Source organism: Acidovorax sp. (assembly GCF_046339755.1).
In the GTDB taxonomy this organism is placed as follows: Bacteria; Pseudomonadota; Gammaproteobacteria; order Burkholderiales; family Burkholderiaceae_C; genus Acidovorax.
Map to the genome: position 1 here is coordinate 1 of NZ_JBKDTZ010000129.1, position 22,050 is coordinate 22,050.

Here is a 22,050-nt window from a genome sequence, read left to right on the forward strand (position 1 = left end):
GTTGGTTATGGCGGTTTTTTGGGCGCGGGGCGGGGGGGGGGGGCCTGGTATAATCGGCAGCTTTTGACGGCCCTGTGGGCCAAAAGGACGCACGCGTGGACCTCGTTTTGCTGGCCAAGGCCGCCCTCATGGGCGTGGTCGAAGGCCTGACCGAATTTCTCCCCATCTCCTCCACCGGCCACCTGATCCTGGCGGGCTCCCTGCTTGGTTTCGACGATGCCAAGGCCAAGGTCTTCGACATCGCCATCCAGACCGGCGCCATCTTTGCCGTCATCCTGGTGTACTGGCAGAAGATCCGCGCCACCCTGGTGGCCCTGCCGCGCGAGCGCAGCGCGCAGCGCCTGGTGCTCAACGTGCTCATCGGCTTCCTGCCCGCGGTGGTGCTGGGCCTGCTGCTGGGCAAGGCGATCAAGGCGCACCTGTTCATCCCGGTGGTGGTGGCCAGCACCTTCATCCTGGGCGGTTTCATCATCCTGTGGGCCGAAAAGCGCCCGGCCACGGCAACCCGCGTCCACGAGGTGGACGACATGACGCCGCTCGATGCGCTCAAGGTCGGTCTGGTGCAATGCCTGGCCATGGTGCCCGGCACCAGCCGCAGCGGCGCAACCATCATCGGCGGCATGCTGCTCGGGCTGTCGCGCAAGGCGGCCACGGACTTCTCGTTCTTCCTGGCCATGCCCACGCTGATCGGGGCCGGGGTGTACAGCCTGTACAAGGAGCGCGCGCTGCTGTCGGCGGCCGACATCCCGATGTTCGCCACCGGGCTGGTGTTCTCCTTCATCAGCGCCTGGCTGTGCGTGCGCTGGCTGCTGCGCTACATCAGCAGCCACAGCTTCGTGCCGTTTGCCTACTACCGCATCGTGTTCGGCATGGTGGTGCTGATCACTGCCTGGGGTGGGTGGGTGCGCTGGGCCGAGTAGAGATGCTGGTGGTCATGCCGTGACCATGCCGAGGCCGGGAAGGTGATAAGCTGTAATGATGAGGGCGTGCCAACACTCCTTCCGCGGGGGGTGAAATGAATGTTGGCGCGCCATAGCGGTTGCGCTGTCGTGCAGCGCCGACCGCGCTTTCGCTTGGCCACCAGATGATCCTTGCCCCGGGACTTTCGCTACATGACGCCAGATGAGCCAGAAAGATTGCGCCGCCGTGCCAGGCACACCGACTGGTCCAAGGAAGAGTTGCTCGAACTGATCACGAAGAGTGCGGGTGCTACCCTGGCCGCCGTGGACCGGAACCTGCAGATGGTCTACGTGAACGAGGAGTATGCGCGCTGGTTCGGCAGCACACCCGAACTCCTGGTGGGCAAGACCATCATCGACCTGTATGGCGAAAGCGATGCGGCGCGTTTCATGCCCTTCGTCGAGCGCGTGCTCAGCGGTGAGCGGGTGCAGTACCAGCGGCTGCTGCGCACCCCCTACGGCTTCGACGAATGGCGCACCATCTGCCTGACGCCCTGGCCTGCACGCAATGGCGTCATCGACGGCTTCATCACGACCGCGCTCGATGTGCACGAACTGCAGGTGACCATGAACGCGTTGCGCGCCGCCAACCAGCGGCTGTCCTCGCACATGGAAAACAGCCCCCTTGCGGTGCTCGAAATGGACCAGGATCTGCGCCTGCTGCATTGCTCGCAGCGCGCGGTGCAACTGATGGGCTGGCTCCCCCTGGCACACCTGGAGGGGCGGTCGCTCACGCAACTGCTGGGCCACACTGCGGACGAAGGCCTGCACGAGGCACTGCAGCGCCTGCAGGAAGGCCAGGAAGCGCAGAACCGGGCGGAGACCTCCTTCACGCGCCAGGATGGTGCCGAGGTGCACTGCGAGTGGTTCAACTCCGCGCTGACCGACGCCGAGGGGCGCGTGACCTCCATCATGGCCCTGGTGCAGGATGTCTCGGCCAAGATCCAGATCGCGCGCCAGCAGCAGTACCTGGCCAACCACGATTCACTGACAGGGTTATACAACCGCGCCGCCTTCCACAGCCGCCTCGACCAGGCGCTGGCCCGGGTGCGCCACAACGCCGCAGGCTCGGTGGCGCTGCTGTTCATCGACCTCGATGGCTTCCAGCGCGTGAACGACACGGAAGGCCACCGTGCGGGCGACGAGGTGCTGCGCATCGTCGCCCGGCGGCTGGCCGCCACGGTGCGCGGCGAGGACACCATGGCACGGCTGGGCGGCGACGAGTTCCTGGTCATGCTCGACCGCGAGGTCACGCGCGACGTGACCGATGGCATCGGCCAGCGCATCATCAATGCGCTGCACGAACCCATGTGGGTGGATGGGCGCGCGCTGCACATCGGCGCCAGCATCGGCGTGGCAATGCACCCTCCGCTGGAAGGCGAGACCGACGCCCTCATGAACCGCGCCGACCAGGCCATGTACGCCGCCAAGCGTGCCGGCAAGGGGCGCCTGCACTACGCCCAGCCGGCGCTGCAGTGAGCGCCCGCACCCCGCCTTACCCCTGCTTTGGCAGGCGGATGCTCTGCTGGAACTTGAAGAAATTGCTCGGGTCGTACTCCTGCTTGGCCTGCTGCAGGTTCGGGTAGGCCGGGCCCCAGTAGGCATTCTCGAAGTCCTGCAGGCTGGCGTCGGGGTAGTTCTGGTACACGTGCCCGTTGAGGAAGGGTTGCACCAGCTGCATGAACCCGGCCAGCCAGGCCTCGGTCTGCGCGCGCTCGGCCGGGTTGCGCCAGAACACGTCGACCACCAGGTCGGCATCCACGCGGCGGTGGATGAAGGCGCTGGCCTCGACGGGATAGCGGTTGATCGCGCCACCGTAGGGTTCCAGATAGGCCAGCGACCACTGGTTGGGCGAGGTGAGGAAGTAGTCGATGATGGCCTGCCAGTCGGCGGTGGCCAGCGGGCTCGCGATGTAACCCGAGGCCTTGCTCTCTGCGATGCCGTCGGGCAGGTTCTCGGGCAGCGAGTAAGGGTGGTCCTCTAGCCAGACGTTCATGTCCGGGTAGGTGCCGGTCTGGTCCACCAGCAGCTGGGCGCTGGGTATGGCCATCAGCGGCGCGATGGCCTGAAGCCCGGCCTCGCGCGTACCGCAGAACATGCCCTGCACCATGGCCACCGGCTGCCCGTTGTGGTAGCCCAGGTTCATCATGTAGCCGAGGGCGTCGGGCGCGCCGCTCTGCATGTAGGCCTGCTGCATCATGGTGAGCACATTCGCACCCTGGCTGATGTCCCAGCCGATGGACCAGGCCCAGACCGTGTCCAGTGGCGCCATGCTGTAGGTCACCTGCAGCAGCACGCCGAAGTTGCCGCCCGTGCCCCCGCGCATGGACCAGTACAGCAGGGGGTTCTCGGTTTCGCTGGCCGTGACGATGCTTCCATCGGCCAGGGCCACCCGCAGAGACTCCACCAGGTCGCTCTGGATGCCGAAGCGCCGCGAGGTGTAGCCGTAGCCGCCACCCTGCACGAAGCCACCCACGCAGACACTGCCGCATGCGCCCGTGGGCACGTGCCAGCCGGTGTGGTTCATGGCGCCATTGAAATGGTCGAAGTCGGTGCCAGGCAGCACGTGCACGCGCGCGTTCGGCGGGTCGAGCACCACGCCCTTCATGTCGCTCAGGTCCACCACCATGCCGTTGTTGACCGAGTAGCCGGCCGTGCTGTGGCCGCCACAGCGCACGGCCACGGCCACCTTGTACTTGCGCGCCACGGCCAGGCATTCGAGCACGTCGTTTTCGACCGCGCAGTAGACGATGATCTTGGGAAACGACTGGAAAGCCGGGTTGGATTCCTGGCGCGCCGCGTTGTAGTCGGGGCTGGTCGGCAGCACCACCCTGCCGACCAGCGCGTGCTCGAGCTCGGCCAGCGCATGCAGCGCGACGGCCGGGTCCGCCGGGCCTTCTTCGGCCGCGCAGGACGGGTCGGCCACAGAGGCCGCAAGGGCGTGGAATTGCGCGATGCGCGCAGCTTTGGCGATGCGGGCGGGGCTTTTGCGATGGGCCATGGCACAGGGTCCGTTGGGGAGTTGCGAGACCTTCTGTGTAACTGAAGGCCTGCCTTTTGACCAGCAATGGATGTCCCCAGGCGCCACGGGATGGCGCGCACCCGGCTACGCCGAAGACAGGGCCAGGTCGCCGGTATTGCGGCGCAGGCAGAACTTGCCGCTTTGCTTGCCGTTGTACATGGCGGCATCGGCCAGCTTGAGCAGGCCGGCGGCATCGCTGCTGTCGTCGGGCGCGATGGCATAGCCCACGGTCAGGCCCACGTGGACCTGGATGCTGCCGAGCGAGAACGGCAGGCGGAAGGCGTCGAGCAGCTTGAGCCCCAGCTCCTGCGCCTGCTGCGCACTGCCCAGGTGGCCGGCCATCACCACGAACTCGTCGCCGCCCAGGCGTGCGACCACATCGCTTTGCCGCACATGGCCCTGCAGGCGGCGCGTGACGGCCACCAGCAACTCGTCACCGACATCGTGGCCATGCTGGTCGTTCACGGGCTTGAAGCCGTCGAGGTCCATCATGTAGACGGCCAGCAGGTCGTCCGGGCCGCTGCGCTGCAGGGCGGCCGCGAGGGCCATGTTCAGGCCCCGGCGGTTGGGCAGGCCGGTAAGGGGATCGGTGTGCGCCAGCGAGTGCATGGCGTCGCGCTCGCGGTTGGCGTGCAGCGCCTCCAGATGCAGGGCATGGGTGCGCAGTCCCAGCACGCGCATGAACAGCAGCATGTCGATGGTGGCACCGAACTGGAAGGAGTGCAGCGTCCAGAAGTTGACCGGTACCCAGCCGTTGATGACGCCGATCATCACCGCGGTGGTCACGAAGTAGATCAGCCACGCCGCCAGCAGGCTGGTGCCCACGCCGTCGCCTGCGAGGGCCTTGCGCACCGCGCCCGGGATGCCCATGAGCGCGGGCACCAGGCCCAGGATGCTGACGATGGCGGCAATGGCGCGGGTGCTCAGCACGTCCAGGCTGTAGGCAATGCCCAGCACCACGCACAGCACGGCGCCGCAGCGCATGGCGCGCAGGAAGCGGCTCTTGGGCCGGTCCCCCGCCAGGGCCTGGCTGATGAACAGGAAGGACCCGCAGGTGGCCAGCAGCGCCGACAGGCCTGCCGCATGCTCGGTGAACCACAGGCTGTTGCTCCACAGGTACTGCCGGCCAATGCCGAACAGGTGCAGCGAGAACATCAGGCTGCCCGTGATCAGCATCGCATAGAAGATGAACAGCGGCTCGCGCAGGCTGGTCCACTGGGCCAGGCTGTAGATCAAAAGGCACAGCGCCAGGCCCGTGAGCACGCCCTGCAGCATCTGTTCGTCCACTGCCGTGGCAAGCATGGCCGACGACTTGTTGAGCGTGATGGGCAGGATCATGGCCGCCCGGGTTTCCACGCGCATCAGCAGCTCGTAGGTCTGGCCGGGCAGGAACTCGAGCGCCACGGCGTGCGAGCGGCTTTGCAGCGGCCGCTGCGAGTACGGCTGCAGGCTGCCCAGCACGACGTGCCTGGTCACGTGGCCAGCGCTGAGAACGTAGATATCGACCCGGTTCAGGTCGGGGTGGTTGATGTCCAGCGTCCAGCGGCCGTCGGAGGTCAGGTGCACCGCCAGCGGCGCGCGCAGCCAGATGGCGTCCGAGCGCACGCCCAGCGTGGCGCCCCGGGAGGGCGGGGGCACGAAGTCATCGGCACGGGCCTGCACCTCCTCCAGGCCGAGCTTGAGCGTGGGGTCGGAGAGCATGCGCACCGCCGGCCATACCTCGATCGACGCAGCGCTGTCGTGCAGCACCAGGGGCTGCGTCGAATGGGCCTTGCCTGCGCCGGCCAGCAGGCCCAGCAGCAGCACCAGGCATGCAGCGGCCCTCCACCAGCTGCGCAGTGCGGGCAGCGGGTGGGTGTGGGTAGGGGTGTGGTGCAGCAGGGCTCGCATGGTCGTCAGGAGGCGAGGGCAACGGCGCCATCGCCACGCAGCAGGCAGTGCTTGCCGGTCTGCTTGCCCTTGTACATGGCGGCGTCGGCCTTGCCGATGAGCTCGCGCACATCCTTGCCATCGAAGGGGGCCAGCACGTAGCCGATGGTCAGGCCCACATGCAGGCGCAGGTTGCGCAGCGCGAACGGCTCGCTGAACGCATGCAGCAGGCCTTCACCGATCTCCCGGGCCTGCTCGGGCCGCGTGAGCTGGGGGGCCAGGATGATGAATTCGTCGCCGCCCGGGCGGGCCACCAGGTCGGTCTGGTGCCGTACGTTGGCCGACAGGCGCTGCCCCACCGCCACCAGCAGTTCATCGCCCATATCGTGGCCGTGCGTGTCGTTGACGGGCTTGAAGCCGTCCAGGTCCAGCAGGAACACCGCCACCATGCGCTCGGGCGCGCACTGCTGCAGGGCCGAGTTCAGCGCGATCTGCATGCCGCGGCGGTTGGGCAGGCCCGTGAGCGGGTCGGTGTGGGCCAGCGAGCGCATGGCATCGCGCTCGCGCAGGGCATCCAGCGTGGCCCGGCGCAGCTCTTCCGAGCGCAGTCCCAGCACGCGCAGGAAGAGCAGCATGTCCACCGCTGCACCGAACTGGAAGGCATGCTGGGTCCAGAAATTCACCGGCACCCAGCCCTGTACCAGGGCCGCCATCACGAGGGCCGCGATACCGTAGACGGTCCACGCCACCAGCAGCGTCGTACCGATGGGATCCTTACGGCGTGCCAGGCGCAGCGCGGCGGGCAGGCTCAGCAAGGTCGGCGCCATGCCGAACACACTCATGAAAATGGTGGCTGCCTTGACGCTCAGCAGGTCGAACGCGAAGGCCAGGCACACGACGGCTGTGAGTACGGCGCCGCCCTGCATGGTGCGGGCATAGCGGCCGTGCGGGGCGTCGCCCGCCATGGCGTGCCGGAGAAAGAGGAAAGAACCTGCCAGCGCCACCAGACCGAAGATGATGGCCCCGTGCAATTCCATCCACACACTGCCCGGCCAGAGGAACTGCACGCCGATACCGAAGAACTGCAGGGAAAAGCCGGCACTGCCCAGCACCACCAGCGCATAGCAGGCGAACAGGCGGTCGCGCTGGCCCACCCACTGGAGCAGGCTGTACAACAGCAGCCAGAAGGCCAGGCCGTTGAGCAGGCCCTGCAGCATCTGCTCGCGCAGCGCCATCTTCAGGCGGTAGGGGGCTTCGCTGACCGTGATCGGCAGGATCATCGGCCCTGGCGTGCGCACACGGATCAGCACCTCGTACGCCTGCCCGGCATGCAGGTTCAGGGCCAGGCCCGGCGTCCTGCTGGCGCCCGCGGCCTTGCCGGGCGTGCGCAGGTAGCCCAGCAGCGCCTGTTGCAGCACCTGTCCATTGCTGGTCAGGTAGATGTCGACCTCCTGCAGGGAGCCGTAGTCGAGGTTGACGATCCACTGGTTCGTCGGGGTCTCTGGCACGGCCAGCGGAATGCGCAGCCAGATGGCCTCCTTGTGCGCTCCGATCGAGCCGCCGCGGCGGGCCGGCGCTTCGAACCGGTCGAGCCTTTGGAGCATGTCGCTGGCTGTGAGCTCGCGCGAGGGATCGGCCTGCAGGGTGGCCACGCTCCAGGCGTCCAGGCTCTGGGTGTCGGGGCTGAGCACCAGCGGCGTGGCGGCACGCGCCGGCAGCCCCGGGAGCATGAGCAGGCACAGCACCGCCACGGCCGCCATCGAACGCATGAACCCGTGCAGCACGCTCATGGGGTGTCCACAGGGCTGGCCAGCCGCCCAGGGCCTGCCTTGCACCATCGGGGTGGCGCTGGCAGCCGGTGCCAGGCATCGGCAATGCAAAGGAGCGGAGCGCTGGACATGGTGGTCAGAGGGCTGAGCGCAAGGTCGGTGGCGGCAGGCCTTGGTGGCTTGGGCTGACCAGTATGCCTCTGGAACGGGATCCCCGGGCACACAGCGTGCCAACCAGGGGGGCGGGGCTCGTGAGGCGCATGGGCATCAGGCCGGCAGTGCCACGCTGGCATCGTTGCGGACCAGGCAGTGCTTGCCGCGTTGCTTGCCCTGGTACATGGCGGCGTCGGCCAGGCGGATCAGTTCGCGGGGCTCGGCGGCATCGATGGGGGCCAGGGCATAGCCGATGGTCAGGCCCACGTGCATCTGCAGGTGGCTCATCACGAACGTTTCCCGGAACGCATGCAGCAGCGCGTTGCCCAGGTCCTCGGCCTGCTCGGCGCGGACCAGGTCGGCAGCCATGATGATGAATTCGTCACCCCCGAGGCGCGCCACCACGTCGGTCTTGCGGCGCACATGGTCCTGCAGCCGGTGGCTCACGGCCACCAGCAGGTCGTCGCCCACGTCGTGGCCGTGCAGGTCGTTGATGGGCTTGAAGCCGTCGAGGTCCAGCAGGTACACCGCCACCAGGCGGTTGGGCGCGCACAGCGAGATGGCCGAGTTCAGCGCCAGCTGCAGGCCGCGCCGGTTAGGCAGTCCCGTGAGCGCATCGGTATAGGCCAGGGCCCGCATGGCGTCGCGCTCGCGCAGCGCGTCGTCGGCGGCGGCGCGCAGCGCGTCGGTGCGCAGGGCCAGCACGCGCAGGAACAGCAGCATGTCCACCGTGGCGCCGATCTGGAAGGAGTGCAGGGTCCAGAACGACAGCGGGGCCCAACCCTGCACCAGGCCCACCATCACGGCCGCGGCCACGAAGTAGGCGATCCAGGCGGCCAGCAGCGTGGTGCTCACGGTGTCGCCCTGGCGCACCCGCTTCAACGCCAGCGGCAGGCTCAGGAGCGAGGGCAGCGGGCCGAAGATGCTCAGGAAGGCCGTGGCCTGCCGGGTGTCGATCAGGTCGGTGAGGAAGGCCAGGCCCACCAGGCCGCACAACACGGCCCCGCCGCGCATGATGGCCAGAAAGCGGCTGCGCGTGTCGTCTCCCACGAGCGCATAGCCCATGAACAGGAACGAAGCCCCCAGGGCCAGCAGCCCGGCGGCGCTGGCGGCGTGGACCTCCATCCAGTGGTTGTTGCTCCAAAGGAACTGGCTGCCGATGCCGAAGAACTGGATCGAAAAGCCGGCGCTGCCGGTCACCAGCAGGGCATAGAAGAGGAATAGCTTCTCGCGCTGGCTGGCCCATTGGGTCAGGCTGTAGACCACCAGGCACAGGGCCAGGCCGGCCAGCAGGCCCTGCAGCATCTGCTCGCGCAGGGCCAGCGGCAGGAGCACCGGGGCCTTGCTGACCACCAGCGGCACGATCATCGCGCCTCCGGTGCGCACGCGCACCAGCAGCTCGTACTGCTGGCCGGGCTGCAGGTTCAGCATCATCGACGGCGTGCGTCCGCGCAGCGGCCGGTCGGAGAAGGGGCGCAGATTGCCCATCAGGGCCTGCTGGACCACCATGCCCTGCGATGTGAGGTAGACATCGACCTCGTTGAGCACAGGGTAGTCGATGCTCAGGATCCAGGGGTGGGCCGGCGCCTGGGCCACCGACAGCGGCACGCGCAGCCACACCGCATCCTGGCGCACGCCCAGGGTGCCTTCCGCCCCGGTGGGGCTGGTGAACTCGGGCAGGCGCGCCAGCATGTGCTGTACCGTGAGCTGCCGGCTGGCGTCGGGCAGCATGCGCACATGGGGCCATGCGTTCACCGAGGGCTGTTGCTCGTCCAGCACCAGCGGCTGAGCGGCCGGCGCTGCCGCTGCGGCCAGCGCCGGCCAGATCAGGACCAGGCCCAGCCATGCCATCCACCGCCGCCATGCGCCGCACCACGCAGGCGGTCGGCTTGCGCGTCGTGCCGGCACGCGGCCGGTGGCAGTGGGGCGGCGGGCCATGGGGCTACGCTGTCTCCTGCGCGGTGGCTGCAGGCTGGGAGGCCGTGGCCGCCGGGCGGGCGCTGGTGGCCAGCTTCAGGCTCCAGGTGCCGTGCGTGGTCAGGCGGTCCTCGACGCGGTTGATCCATTGGGGCATATCGGGGTCGTCGCTCCAGCTGTGCACCACCCCGTCCACCTGGTTGAGCAGTTCGCTGGGCAACTGCAGTGGCCGGGTCTGGCTCATCAACACACGGCTCATGAAGTGGTAGCCCAGGATGCGCGTGAGCGTGCGCACGATGGAAAAGCGCGGCAGCACCAGGCGCAGCACCCAGTCGATGGCGCGGGCCACCAGCAACACCCCCCAGAACAGCAGGGCCGAGGACCAGGGCACGGGCTGGGTCAGGCCCAGGTCGCCCGCCGTGGCCTTGCCGCACAGGAAGCGTGTCATCAGCTGCGGAAAGGGCTTGGCGATGTTCCAGGGGATGGAGTTGGCCATGGTGGCCATGAGTGCCTGGCCCAGGCCGGGGCGCGGGTCGGGCGTCACCGGCTCGGCGCGGCCGCGCGCCTGCATGCGGGCCATCAATTCCTTGCCCTGGTCCATGGTCTCGACCATCAGCTCACGCTTGATGCCAAGGATGTGGCCCACCACGTTCCATGCGTGCAGGTAGGCCTCTTCATCGTGCTGCGGCAGGCCGATGCCCAGGCGGCGCATGCTGCGCAGGAACACATAGCCAAAGGTGAGCAGCGTGTAGGCCAGCTCTTCCTGGTTGCAGGGCAGGCCATGGCGCTTCACGTCCCAGCCACGGGCGAACAGCATCTGGTACATGGTCGGCCGGCCGGGCAGGCCCTTGAGCGCCCCCAGTTGGCCCGCGCCCACCATGTCGCCCTGCGCCTGCAGGTCATGGATGGCGGCTTCGGGCGTACCTCGCAGGATCAGGTTGCGGATGGTCGCATGGATCAGGCGCACCTTGAGGATCTGCGCCACCCCCGCGCCGTCCGGGCGGGTCAGCCCGCCGTGCATCATCACGGGGAAGATCATCGCCGCCGTGGAGCGGATGCGGTACTCGGTGTGCTGCTCCAGCTGGCCCGCGGTGTGCAGCACGCTGGAGAGGTCTGGGATCACATAGCACTCGGGCAGGCTGGCGCAGAACAGCAGAATGCACGAGAGCGCGCCATGGTCGAAGAAGATCTTCTCGGCGCGCTCAATCTTCCTGGCGTCCGCCCAGTCGGGCAGCACCTGCCCGGCAGCCAGGTAGTCCTGCAGAGCCTGGGCCAGGGAGTCGTCCACACCGGGGCCGGTGGCCGTCCAGCCGTCGATGCTGGCATTGGTGGTCCACTCGCCGAACAGGCGGTTGACGGTGGCTATGCGCTCCCATTGCGGGGCATCGACCGGCGGCATGCCCGCAGGCCAGGGGCCCAGGATGGCGGCGATGGTCTCGTCGGCCAGCGGATCGGCATGCTGCTGCATGGAGGCCAGGGCCGCATCGGAAATGGCAGGTGGGGGTGTCGTGCTCATCGGACGGCCTTCAACTGGTTGCGCCAGCGCTGCAGGCCGGCCAGGGCGCACCGCAGCGGGATGCCCATGGCAAACGGGGCGATGGACTTGATTTCCACCGGGTGGCCCAGGAACACCTGGAACACCAGACCGGCGCTGTAGATGCCCAGCGGCACGGTGGCGTGGCGCGGCAGGAAGTTGACCGAACCGGCCTTGAGCGGCATCTTGCGCGTGGCGAAGCGGAATGCGCACAGGATGCAGAAGCTGACGAAGACCCAGCCGAAGAAGCCCTGTACCGTCTCACCGAACCAGGCACCATCGGTCTTGGTCATGATCCAGGCCTTGAGCACGTACACCAGGTAGGGATCAGCCCCCAGATCAAAGGCGGTGACGATCATCGCTGCCAGGAACGAGAGGAACACGGCATTGCCCACCCCGGGAGCCCCATCGACCGGCGCCTGCCAGACGATGAGGTTGCTGATCACATAGCCCGCATAGGTCAGCGCGAACCACATCATCGGGATGACCACCGGCACGCCGACGAAGCGCAGGCCCAGCACCTCGGTATAGGTGTAGCTGCCAAAGAACCAGCCGTGGGTGCTGCCCATCTGCTCGGCGAACCAGCCAAGGGAGACCGATATCGCCAGGAAGCGCAGCGCGGCGGACGCCCCAAGTAGCCGCGTGGCACTGACCCAGGTGGCGGCGAACATCAGCACCGAGGCAATGGCGACGGCCAGGGTGACGGCTTTACCCGGGCCGATGGAGGTGTAGATCAGCCCGGCGGATACCAGCCCGAAGATCAGCACCGGCAGGCGGACAGTCAGCAAATTGGAAGCAGGCATGAATCATGTACACGCTGTTACAAACCCCCAGTGTAGGGGATTGTTGCGACACATCCCCCGCTTTTTTTGACCTGAGAATCCGCCAACAGCGCGCTTTTCCCCCTCTATTTAACGGTTCACGCATTGTGGTGCCAACTGCGTGGACCCGTGAATAGACAGGAAGGATTAGGATGCGCCCATTCAGGGGGCGCTCCATGTGTAAAAGGCCCCTCCGGTTGCAGGAGGTCCTAGCCGCGCGCCGCCACCGCGGTCAGGTTCAGCAGCGAGGCCTCGATGGCCGCGGCCGTGGCCTGGGGCTGCTCCATGGGAAACAGGTGGCTGCCATCGAGCATCATGGTGCGCCCTTCGGTGATGCGCAGCGTCATGGCCATGCCCACCTGCTTCATTTCTTCGGAGTCGCGCCCGCCGATGAATGCGGCAGGGCATTGCAGCGGGTGCCTGGCCAGCAGCCGGCCCAGGTTGTGGGGCAGGGTGTTGTAGATGGCGGTTTCCACCGCGCGGTCGAAGCCCAGCACGCGCTTGCCGTCCTGATCGGCCAGGCCATGGGTGATGTAATCGAGCAACACCTCGGGGTGCCAGCGCGCAAATGCCTTCTTGCGGCGAAAGTGTTCCAGCGCCTCGTCGTTGCTCGCCCAGGTGTTGCGGCGCTGCCGGCTGATCTTGCCGGGCGAGATGGAGCCCACCACCTGCGTGCGCTTGGCCACATCCAGGGCATTGGCGCGCCAACCACCGATCAGCGGCGAGTCGATCAGCAGCACGCCGCGCACCAGATGCGGGTGGCGCGCCGCGGCCATGACGCTCAGGAATCCGCCCAGCGAATGCCCCACCAGGAACACCGGCTCCCCAAGGCGCTGGACCTGCTCCGTCGCGAAATCCGCCAGGTGCTGCACAAGGTGCGGCCAGTTGTTGGACACCGGGTACTCCGGCTCGTGCCCGAAGCGCTCCACGGCGCTGATGTCGAAGCCGCGCTGGCGCAGCAGCTTGAAAAGAAGGCGGTAGGTACCCGCGGGAAAGCTGTTGGCGTGCGAGAAGACGATGGGGAGCATGGGCGGGGAACGGGGAAGGTGCGCGGCGGCAGGTCTGCCCGGTGGGCACCACCTTCCTAGATGAGCTTGTCCAGGTGGTTGGTGATCTTCTTGAGCGGCTTGCTGCGCGACGGGTTCACCATGATGGGCACGGCCGTGTCGCCGCCGCCCCAGGCCGGGTCCTCGATGCTGTCGAACACCTGGCGCAGCTTCTGTCCCCAGCTGTCGTGCAGCATGCGGAAGTAGGGGTTGTGCTCGTCGATGCAGATGATCTTGTCGGTGGCGAAGCGGTCCACCTCATAGACCACCAGGTCCAGCGGCAGGCCCACCGACAGGTTGGACTTGAGCGTGCTGTCCATGGACACCAGGGCGCACTTGGCGGCCTCGTCCAAGGGGGTCTCGGGGGTGAGCACGCGGTCGAGCACGGGCTTGCCGTACTTGGACTCGCCGACCTGGAAATAGGGCGTCTCGGACGTGGCCTCGATGAAGTTGCCGGCCGAGTACACCTGGAACAGGCGCATGCCCTCGCCCTTGATCTGGCCGCCGAAGACCATGGACACGTTGAAGTCCACCCCGGAACGCTTGAGGGCGGCGCCATCGCGCTCGTGCACGTGGCGCACCGCGGCGCCCAGCACGCGCGCGGCATCGAACATGCTCTTGGCGTTCCATATGGTGATCGGCTCTTCCTCGTCGCGGTCGATGATCTGCTCGGTCTGCAGGATCTCGCGCACCGACTGCGAAATGGACAGGTTGCCGGCCGACAGCAGCACCATGAAGCGGTCTCCCGCCTTCTCGTACAGCATCATCTTGCGGAACGAGCTGATCTGGTCCAGGCCCGCATTGGTGCGGGAATCGGACAGGAAAACCAGCCCGGCATTGAGTTTGATGGCGACGCAGTACGTCATGGAGGCTTAAGTCGGCAAAAAGGAGTGCATGGTGGGGCGCCTTCGGTGGCGCAAGGAGCGCTGCGGCCAGCGCCGCCTGGCGTTTCAAAAAGCATAGCAAACGCGCCAATCGGCGCCGCAGCAATGCCTGATTTTATGGCCAATCCTGCGGGCCGGGCATTTCGGCGGGTGAAGCAGCCCTCCGTGGGGCCATCTCCGACGCCGCCACGGCGTGATTTCTGACAGGGCCCGACGGGGCGATCTTTACTATCATTCACAATTCACACCTGAAAGCAGCATCTTGTTCCATATCCCTACCCTTGCAAGCCCTGCGCTCCTGGCGCGCAGCGTCGTATTGGCTGCGGCCGTTTCGCTGACCGCCTGCGGTGGCGGGGACAGCAAGAACGATGAGGGCGGCGCAGGCGGCACCACCCCGCCGCCGGTGGCCACGGCCGGCGAGCTCAAGTCGGCCGCGCTGCTCAACACGATCACGCCGGCGCAGATCATCGAGGCGCTGGGCAAGGACGCCTCCAAGGTCCAGGGCATCGTGCCGCGCTACTCCGTCACCTCCTATCGGCTCGAGTACATGACCGTCGACGCCCAGGGCAAGGAGGTGCGCGCCTCGGGCCTGGTCAGCGTGCCGGTGAAGGCCGCGGGCGCCAGAAGCCCGGTGCTGGGCTACCAGCACGGCACCATCTTCAAGAGCGCCGAGGCGCCCAGCAACAACGCCGTGGGATCCGAGGTGGCGGTGGTGATGGCCTCGCTGGGCTACATCGTCGTGGCGCCGGACTACGTGGGCTACGGTGTCTCCAAGGGCACGCCCCACCCTTACCTGTTGTCGGCGCCCACGGCCGCGGCCACGCTGGACATGCTGACGGCCGCCCGCACCTGGCGCGGCCAGGGCAACGCGGTCGACAACGGCCAACTGTTCCTCACCGGCTATTCCGAAGGCGGCTATGCCACCATGGCCGCGCACCGCGCCCTGCAGGCCGGCAATGCGCCCGAACGCCAGGCCCTGCGCATGGTGGTGGTGGGGGCCGGTCCCTACAACGTGCAGGCCACGCTCGATGGCCTGGTCAACGTGGTGCGCGACCGCGAGCCCGTGCTGGGCGCGCTGATCAACCCCGGCTTCCTGCGCTACCTGGGTGGCAGCGTGCAGCGCGAGGTGCGCCGCGCCCTGCTCAAGGCCCTGCTACCCGACGATGCCGACGTCACGTTCGACAACCAGTTCATCGACAACTTCCTGGCCGACGACACCCAGGCCGTGGCCCGCGTGAGCAACGTGCACGACTGGAAGCCCCAGGTGCCCGTGCGCCTGTACCACGGCCGCGACGATGTCACCGTGCCCTATGGCAGCTCCGTCACCACCTTGCAGGCCATGCGCGCCCAGGGCGCGGGCGACCTCGTGACCCTGACCGACTGCCCGGCCGTGCCGTCCAGCCACATCGGCTGCGTGCCGCCGTTCATGAACTACATGCTTGGCCAGCTGGCCCCGCTGGCGCAAGACCTCTGATTGATCCCTCCACGAACGCCGCCCCCGGGAGCGGGCGGCGTTCTCAGCCTTCCTCGCCCCCGGGCGCTTCGCCCAGGCGCGCGATGACCGCATCGAGCGTGGCATACAGCTGCGTGATGAACTCCACCCCCATCTCCTCTTCCAGCGCACGGTAGGTCGCCTCGATGGTCGGCGCGAGCCTGGCCGCCAGCGCCTTGCCCTCAGGGGTGACCGACACCATCACCCGGCGCTGGTCGTGTTCGAGCCGCTCGCGCAGCACCAAGCCCAGGTCGGCCATGCGCGCCAGGATGCCGGCCAGGCTCGGGCTCGACAGGCGGCAGATGTCGCCGATCTGGCGCGGCTCCAGCGGGCCGTGGTCGAGCAGGGCGCGTACCACACGCCATTGCTGCTCGGTGAGGCCCACTGAATGCAGGATGGGCCTAAAGCGCGCAAACACGCTCTCGCGCGCCTGCAGAAACAGGAGCGGCAGGTTGCGGTGGACCAGTTGCGGTGAGGGGGAATCCATGGGGCGAAATCATCCTTGATGGCGGGTGGCACGGCAGCCCTGGTGCAAACCCGGAGAAAAAGAAGCGGGCTGGCCGTTGACTTACTCGCATGTTAGTAAATAAACTACTCACATGTTAGCAATGTACCAGGCCCCGCAGTGTGCTCCAGGCCGGATGGAGTTCGACACCGCACCCTTTCGCCTGTCCGGCATCGTCTATGGCGCCTTGCTCAACCACCTGCCCGCCATCGCCGCGCTGGGAGATGCCGTCCACCAGCCGCCCTACAAGGCACCGGCCGCGGCGCCCGTGCTCTATGTGAAACCGCGCAACACGCTGGCCGGGCATGGCGACGCCATCGTGGTGCCGCAGGATGCGCCGGAACTCGAAGTCGGCGCCAGCCTGGGCATCGTGATCGGGCGCACGGCCTGCCGCGTCGCCGAGCAGAATGCCCTGGCGCACGTGGCCGGCTACACCATCGTGGGCGACATCAGCATGCCGCACACAGTGTTCTACCGCCCTTCGATCCGCTTCAAGGCGCGCGACGGCTTTTGTCCCATGGGCCCGCGCGTGGTACCGCGCGGTGAGATCGCGGAGCCCGATGCGCTCGCAGTGCGCGTGGAAGTCGATGGCGCCCTGGTGCACGCCACCACCACGGGTGAGCGCCAGCGTTCAGTGGCCCGGCTGCTGGCCGAGGTCAGCGAGTTCATGACCCTCTCGCCGGGCGACGTGCTCCTGCTCGGCGCCTCCGCTGGGGCGCCGCGCGTGCGCGCTGGTCAGAGGGTGCGCATCGAGATCGATGGCCTGGGCCAGCTCGACAACCATTTCATCGCCGAAGGAGGCACGCCATGAAGCGGGCACGGGTTGCCTACGCAGGCGCGATCCATGAGGCCATGCCCTTCGATGCGCAGCACATCCGCATGGCCGATGGCCGCGTGGTCGCCGAGGACGCCGTGGTCTGGCTGCCGCCCTTCGAGGTGGGCACCACCATCGCGCTGGGTTTGAACTACGCCGACCATCTCAAGGAACTGTCGGGTGAGCTCACCGTCACCGCCAAGGACGAGCCGCTGGTCTTCCTCAAGGGCCCGGGCACGCTGCTCGGCCACCGCGGCCAGACGCGCCGCCCTGCGGGCGTGGCCTTCATGCACTACGAATGCGAGCTGGCCGTGGTGATCGGCAAGACCGCATGCAAGGTGCGCCAGGCCTATGCCCTGCAGCATGTGGCCGGCTACACCGTGTGCAACGACTACGCGACCCGCGACTACCTGGAGAACTGGTACCGGCCCAACCTGCGCGTGAAGAACCGCGATGGCGCCACCGTGCTCGGCCCCTGGTTCGTGGACGCGGCCGACGTGCCCGATCCGCACGACCTGGCGCTGCGCACCCTGGTCAACGGCCAGGTGAAGCAGCAAGGCCACACCGGCAACATGGTGAACGGCATCCCCGCGCTGATCGAGTACCTCAGCAGCTTCATGACCTTGCGCGCGGGCGACGTGATCCTGACCGGCACGCCCGAAGGCGTGGTCAACGTCGATGTGGGCGATGAGGTGGTGACCGAGATCGACGGCATCGGCCGCCTGGTCAACACCATCGTGGGCGACGCGGCTTTCAACATCAATACCCTGGAGACCTGACCCCATGCGCATCGACCACCTGATCGCCGGCAAGCCCGTGCCCGGTCGCGAGTACTTCGAGACCGTCAATCCTGCCACGCAAGAGGTGCTGGCCGAGGTGGCCAGCGGCGGCGCGGCCGAGGTGAACGCGGCCGTGGCCGCCGCCAAGGACGCCTTCCCCGCCTGGGCCGGCCTGCCCGCACCCGAGCGCGCCAAGCTCATCCGCAGGCTCGGCGACCTGATCGCGGCCGAGGTGCCACAGATCGCGGCCACCGAAACGCGCGACACCGGCCAGGTCATCGCTCAGACCGGCAAGGCGCTGATCCCGCGCGCGGCCGACAATTTCTACTACTTTGCCGAGATGTGCACGCGCGTGGACGGCCACACCTACCCCACGCCCACGCACCTCAATTACACGCTGTTCCACCCCGTGGGCGTGTGCGCGCTGATCTCGCCGTGGAACGTGCCCTTCATGACCTCGACGTGGAAGGTGGCACCGGCGCTGGCCTTCGGCAACACGGCGGTGCTCAAGATGAGCGAGCTGTCGCCGCTCACGGCCGCGCGCCTAGGCGAACTGGCGCTCGAAGCGGGCATCCCGGTTGGCGTGCTCAACGTGGTGCACGGCTTCGGCAAAGAGGCGGGCGAGCCGCTGTGCGCCCACCCCGACGTGCGCGCCATCTCGTTCACCGGCTCCACGGCCACGGGCAACCGCATCGTGCAGGCCGCGGGCCTGAAGAAGTTCAGCATGGAACTGGGCGGCAAGAGCCCCTTCGTCATCTTCGACGATGCCGACCTGGACCGCGCGCTCGACGCCGCCGTGTTCATGATCTTCTCGAACAACGGCGAGCGCTGCACGGCGGGTTCGCGCATCCTGGTGCAGAAATCGATCTACGCCGACTTTGCCGAGAAGTTCGCGGCGCGCGCCCGGCGCATCACCGTGGGCGACCCGATGGATGACCAAACCACCATCGGCCCCATGATCAGCCCGGCCCACCTGGCCAAGGTGCGCAGCTACATCGAGCTGGGTCCCAAGGAGGGCGCCACGCTGCTGTGCGGCGGGCTGGAGGCGCCGGACCTGCCGGCCCATCTGAAGAAGGGCAACTTCGTGCGCCCCACCGTGTTCGCCGACGTGGACAACCGCATGAAGATTGCGCAGGACGAGATCTTCGGCCCCGTGGCCTGCCTGATCCCGTTTGCCGACGAGGCCGAGGCCATCCGCCTGGCCAATGACACGCAGTACGGCCTGTCGAGCTACGTATGGACCGAGAACATCGGCCGCGCCCACCGCGTGGCCGCGGGCATCGAGGCCGGCATGTGCTTCGTCAACAGCCAGAACGTGCGCGACCTGCGCCAGCCCTTTGGCGGCACCAAGGGCAGCGGCACCGGGCGCGAGGGTGGCACCTGGAGCTACGAGGTCTTCCTCGAGCCCAAGAACGTGGCAGTGTCTCTGGGCGGCCACCACATTCCACACTGGGGAGTCTGAACATGGGCACCCTTGCCCTCGCGGCCAAGATCACGCATGTGCCGTCCATGTACCTGAGCGAGCTCGACGGACCGCGCAAGGGCTTTCGCCAGGCCGCCATCGACGGCCATGTGGAGATCGGCCGGCGCTGCCGCGCACTGGGCGTGGACACCATCGTGGTGTTCGACACGCACTGGCTGGTCAACGCCAACTACCACATCAACTGCGCGCCGCGCTTCGAGGGCGTGTACACCAGCAACGAGCTGCCGCACTTCATCAGCAACATGGGCTATGCCTTCCCCGGCAACCCGGCGCTGGGGCAGCTGCTGGCACAGGCCTGCTGCGCCCAGGGCGTGGAAACGCTGGCCCACCCTGCGACCACGCTGGCGCCCGAGTACGGCACCCTGGTGCCCATGCGCTACATGAACGCGGACCAGCATTTCAAGGTGGTCTCGTTCTCGGCCCTGTGCCAGGTGCACTACCTCAATGACAGCGCGCGCCTGGGCTGGGCCATGCGCCAGGCCATCGAGCAGCAGTACGAGGGCACCGTGGCCATCCTGGCCAGCGGCAGCCTGAGCCACCGCTTCGCGCAGAATGGAACGGCGCCCGACTTCGCCACGAAGATCTGGAGCCCCTTCCTCGAAGCCCTGGACCACCGCGTGGTCGAGATGTGGAAGCAGGGCGACTGGGCCACCTTCTGCGCCATGCTGCCGGAATACGCGGCCAAGGGCCATGGCGAGGGTTTCATGCACGACACGGCCATGCTCATGGGCGCGCTGGGCTGGTCGGACTACACCGGCCGCGCCGAGGTGCTCACGCCGTACTTCGGCGCCTCGGGCACGGGGCAGATCAATGCCGTGTTCCCGGTCACGCCGCAGACGGGTGCCGCCGTGCCGGGGCCGCAGGCCTCGGTCGGGCAGCCATCGGCCAGCCGGCTGTGAGGAGCGTGCCATGCCGCACCTGGTGATCCTGTACACCCCCGACCTGGACCGGCCCGCGGAGCAGGGCGGCAGCGACATGGGCGCGCTGTGCCGGGCCCTGGCCACCGCCATGCGCCGGCAGATGGACGAGGCGGGCAAGCCGGTGTTCCCCACCGGTGGCATCCGCGTGCTGGCCTACCCGGCGGCCCACCATGCGGTGGCGGACGATGGGGATGCCGCCCCCGCTGGCGGCCCATCGCCGGGCTACGGCTTCGTCTACCTCAACCTGCGCATGGGCCGGGGCCGCAGCGCCGCCACGCAGCAGGCCGTGGGGCAGGCCCTGTCGGACGTGGCCAAGGCGCATTTCGCGCCACTGCTCGCGTCGCGCCCTGTCGGCGTCACCCTGCAGATCGACGAAGGCCCCGAAGTCTTCGACGCCAAGCACAGCTCCCTCCACCCCCTGTTCAACAAGCCTGCACAGGGCTGACCATCCATGCTTTCCAACGACACCATCACCGCCCTGGCGCAGCAGCTCTACCAGGCGCGCAAGCAGCGCGTACAGCTGCGCCACTTCTCGGCCCAGCACCCCGGCATGACGATCGAAGACGGCTATGCCATCCAGCGCGCCTGGGTGCAGCTGGAGCTGGCCAACGGCCGCGCTATCCGGGGCCGCAAGATCGGCCTGACCTCGCGCGCCATGCAGCAGGCCAGCCAGATCACCGAGCCCGACTACGCGCCGCTGATGGACGACATGTTCTTCGACGCCGGCGGCGACATCCCATTCGAGCGATTCATCGCCCCGCGCGTCGAGGTGGAGCTGGCCTTCATCCTGGCGCGGCCGCTCCAGGGCCCGGGCGTGACGCTGTTCGACGTGCTCTCGGCCACCGACTACGTGGTGCCGGCCGTGGAGATCATCGACGCGCGCATCGAGCAGTTCGACCGCGACACCAAAGCCATGCGCAAGGTGTTCGACACCATCTCGGACTTTGCTGCCAATGCCGGCATCGTGCTCGGCGGGCGGCCCGTGAAACCCATGGACGTGGACCTGCGCTGGGTGGGCGCCATGCTCTACAAGAACGGCGTGATCGAAGAGACGGGCCTGGCGGCCGCCGTGCTCAACCACCCGGCCACGGGCGTGGCCTGGCTGGCCAACAAGATCGCGCCGCACGGCGAACGGCTCAATGCGGGCGATGTGGTGCTGGCCGGCTCGTTCACGCGGCCCGTGGCAGCTGTGCAGGGCGACAACTTCCATGTGGACTACGGGCCTTTGGGTTCGGTCTCGTTCCGCTTCGTGTGAGGGGCGCACCATGCAGCAGATCCCCGAGAACCATTTCCGCAACGCGTTGCGCGCGGGCCGGCCGCAGATCGGCCTGTGGGTCGGCCTGGCCGATGCCAATGCCGCCGAGGCACTGGCCGGCTGCGGCTTCGACTGGCTGCTGCTCGACGGCGAGCACGCGCCCAACGACGTGCGCACCGTGCTCGACCAGCTGCGCGCCGTGGCCCCGTACCCGGTGCAGCCCGTGGTGCGCCCGGTGCAGGGCGATGTGGCCCTGGTCAAGCAGTACCTGGATGTGGGCGCGCAGACCCTGCTCATCCCCATGGTGGACACGCCCGAGCACGCCGCGCTGATGGTGCGCGCCATTCGCTATGCGCCGGAGGGCGTGCGCGGCATGGGCGCCGCGCTGGCCCGCGCCTCGCGCTGGAACCAGGTGGAGGACTACCTGAACCGCGCCAACGGCCAGATGTGCCTGCTCGTGCAGGCCGAGACACCGCTGGCCCTGCAGAACCTGCAGGCCATTGCCGAGACCGAGGGGGTGGACGGTGTCTTCTTCGGCCCGGCCGACCTGTCCGCCTCCATGGGATACCGGGGCCAGCCCGGGCACCCCGCGGTGCAGCGCGCCATCCTGGACGGCATCGCCACCGTGCGGCGGGCCGGCAAGGCCGCCGGCATCCTCATGGCCGACCGGGCGCTGGCGCAGACCTACCTGGACGCCGGGGCCCTGTTCGTCGCCGTGGGGGTGGACACCACGCTGCTGGTGCGCGCCGCGACCGAGCTGGCCGGGCATTTCGCCAGGGGCCCGGCCCTCCAGGCCGTGTCGGGCGTGGCAAGCCCGTACTGAGTGCG

19 protein-coding genes are annotated in these 22,050 nt (G+C 68.0%); 10 read left to right on the forward strand and 9 right to left on the reverse strand.

Annotation, left to right across the window (positions count from 1 at the left end; all coding sequences use genetic code 11):
• Positions 1-95: 95 nt before the first annotated feature.
• Both ACK59X_RS10065 and ACK59X_RS10070 read left to right on the forward strand, forming a co-directional pair.
• On the forward strand, positions 96-920 hold the full coding sequence (locus tag ACK59X_RS10065) for an undecaprenyl-diphosphate phosphatase (RefSeq protein WP_409956996.1): 825 nt from the start codon (positions 96-98) through the stop codon (positions 918-920).
• 192 nt (positions 921-1,112) lie between these two features.
• Positions 1,113-2,438, forward strand: a complete 1,326-nt coding sequence (locus ACK59X_RS10070; protein WP_409956998.1) for a diguanylate cyclase domain-containing protein — start codon at positions 1,113-1,115, stop codon at positions 2,436-2,438.
• A 16-nt stretch (positions 2,439-2,454) separates the two neighbouring features.
• Here the strand turns inward: ACK59X_RS10070 and ACK59X_RS10075 are convergent, their stop codons facing one another.
• From ACK59X_RS10075 to ACK59X_RS10110, 8 genes are all read right to left on the reverse strand, one after another.
• A complete protein-coding gene (locus ACK59X_RS10075; RefSeq protein ID WP_409957000.1) occupies positions 2,455-3,960 on the reverse strand; it encodes an FAD-binding oxidoreductase in 1,506 nt (501 codons plus the stop codon).
• A 105-nt stretch (positions 3,961-4,065) separates the two neighbouring features.
• Positions 4,066-5,871, reverse strand: coding sequence for a diguanylate cyclase domain-containing protein (locus tag ACK59X_RS10080; RefSeq protein ID WP_409957002.1), 1,806 nt, complete (start codon positions 5,869-5,871; stop codon positions 4,066-4,068).
• Between the two features lie 5 nt (positions 5,872-5,876).
• Complete coding sequence (locus ACK59X_RS10085) at positions 5,877-7,640, reverse strand: diguanylate cyclase domain-containing protein (protein WP_409957004.1); 1,764 nt, start codon at positions 7,638-7,640, stop codon at positions 5,877-5,879.
• A 246-nt stretch (positions 7,641-7,886) separates the two neighbouring features.
• On the reverse strand, positions 7,887-9,623 hold the full coding sequence (locus tag ACK59X_RS10090; RefSeq protein ID WP_409957006.1) for a diguanylate cyclase domain-containing protein: 1,737 nt from the start codon (positions 9,621-9,623) through the stop codon (positions 7,887-7,889).
• 91 nt (positions 9,624-9,714) lie between these two features.
• Positions 9,715-11,205, reverse strand: coding sequence for an oxygenase MpaB family protein (locus ACK59X_RS10095; protein WP_409957008.1), 1,491 nt, complete (start codon positions 11,203-11,205; stop codon positions 9,715-9,717).
• Positions 11,202-12,026, reverse strand: coding sequence for a carotenoid biosynthesis protein (locus ACK59X_RS10100; protein WP_409957010.1), 825 nt, complete (start codon positions 12,024-12,026; stop codon positions 11,202-11,204). The genes ACK59X_RS10095 and ACK59X_RS10100 overlap by 4 nt, the downstream gene beginning before the upstream one ends.
• Positions 12,027-12,253: 227 nt before the next feature.
• On the reverse strand, positions 12,254-13,072 hold the full coding sequence (locus ACK59X_RS10105; RefSeq protein WP_409957012.1) for an alpha/beta hydrolase: 819 nt from the start codon (positions 13,070-13,072) through the stop codon (positions 12,254-12,256).
• A 56-nt stretch (positions 13,073-13,128) separates the two neighbouring features.
• Complete coding sequence (locus ACK59X_RS10110) at positions 13,129-13,956, reverse strand: peptidase (protein WP_409957013.1); 828 nt, start codon at positions 13,954-13,956, stop codon at positions 13,129-13,131.
• 280 nt (positions 13,957-14,236) lie between these two features.
• Here ACK59X_RS10110 and ACK59X_RS10115 point away from each other — a divergent pair, with 280 nt between their 5' ends.
• Entirely contained in the window at positions 14,237-15,448 is a 1,212-nt protein-coding gene (locus ACK59X_RS10115; protein WP_409957015.1) for an alpha/beta hydrolase family protein, read from the forward strand.
• Positions 15,449-15,491: 43 nt separating this feature from the next.
• On the opposite strand, the gene hpaR is transcribed toward ACK59X_RS10115, so the two are convergent.
• A complete protein-coding gene (gene hpaR, locus ACK59X_RS10120) occupies positions 15,492-15,953 on the reverse strand; it encodes a homoprotocatechuate degradation operon regulator HpaR (protein WP_409957017.1) in 462 nt (153 codons plus the stop codon).
• Positions 15,954-16,107: 154 nt separating this feature from the next.
• On the opposite strand from hpaR, the gene ACK59X_RS10125 reads away from it, so the two are divergent.
• Genes ACK59X_RS10125 through hpaI form a run of 7 tightly spaced genes read left to right on the forward strand, consistent with a single transcriptional unit; the run spans position 16,108 to position 22,045 of the window.
• Positions 16,108-16,782 carry a fumarylacetoacetate hydrolase family protein gene (locus ACK59X_RS10125; RefSeq protein WP_409957019.1) on the forward strand — a complete coding sequence of 225 codons (675 nt, stop codon included), beginning with the start codon at positions 16,108-16,110 and terminating at the stop codon, positions 16,780-16,782.
• Positions 16,779-17,564 carry a fumarylacetoacetate hydrolase family protein gene (locus ACK59X_RS10130; RefSeq protein ID WP_409957021.1) on the forward strand — a complete coding sequence of 262 codons (786 nt, stop codon included), beginning with the start codon at positions 16,779-16,781 and terminating at the stop codon, positions 17,562-17,564. Before ACK59X_RS10125 ends, ACK59X_RS10130 begins: the two co-directional genes overlap by 4 nt.
• A 4-nt stretch (positions 17,565-17,568) precedes the next feature.
• On the forward strand, positions 17,569-19,026 hold the full coding sequence (hpaE, locus tag ACK59X_RS10135) for a 5-carboxymethyl-2-hydroxymuconate semialdehyde dehydrogenase (RefSeq protein WP_409957023.1): 1,458 nt from the start codon (positions 17,569-17,571) through the stop codon (positions 19,024-19,026).
• Positions 19,027-19,028: 2 nt separating this feature from the next.
• Positions 19,029-19,946 carry a 3,4-dihydroxyphenylacetate 2,3-dioxygenase gene (gene hpaD / locus ACK59X_RS10140; protein ID WP_409957025.1) on the forward strand — a complete coding sequence of 306 codons (918 nt, stop codon included), beginning with the start codon at positions 19,029-19,031 and terminating at the stop codon, positions 19,944-19,946.
• 10 nt (positions 19,947-19,956) lie between these two features.
• Positions 19,957-20,412 (forward strand): 5-carboxymethyl-2-hydroxymuconate isomerase, encoded by a 456-nt coding sequence (locus ACK59X_RS10145; RefSeq protein ID WP_409957027.1) that lies wholly within the window; start codon positions 19,957-19,959, stop codon positions 20,410-20,412.
• Between the two features lie 6 nt (positions 20,413-20,418).
• Complete coding sequence (gene hpaH / locus ACK59X_RS10150; RefSeq protein ID WP_409957029.1) at positions 20,419-21,222, forward strand: 2-oxo-hept-4-ene-1,7-dioate hydratase; 804 nt, start codon at positions 20,419-20,421, stop codon at positions 21,220-21,222.
• Between the two features lie 10 nt (positions 21,223-21,232).
• Positions 21,233-22,045, forward strand: coding sequence for a 4-hydroxy-2-oxoheptanedioate aldolase (gene hpaI / locus ACK59X_RS10155; protein ID WP_409957030.1), 813 nt, complete (start codon positions 21,233-21,235; stop codon positions 22,043-22,045).
• Positions 22,046-22,050: the final 5 nt, after the last annotated feature.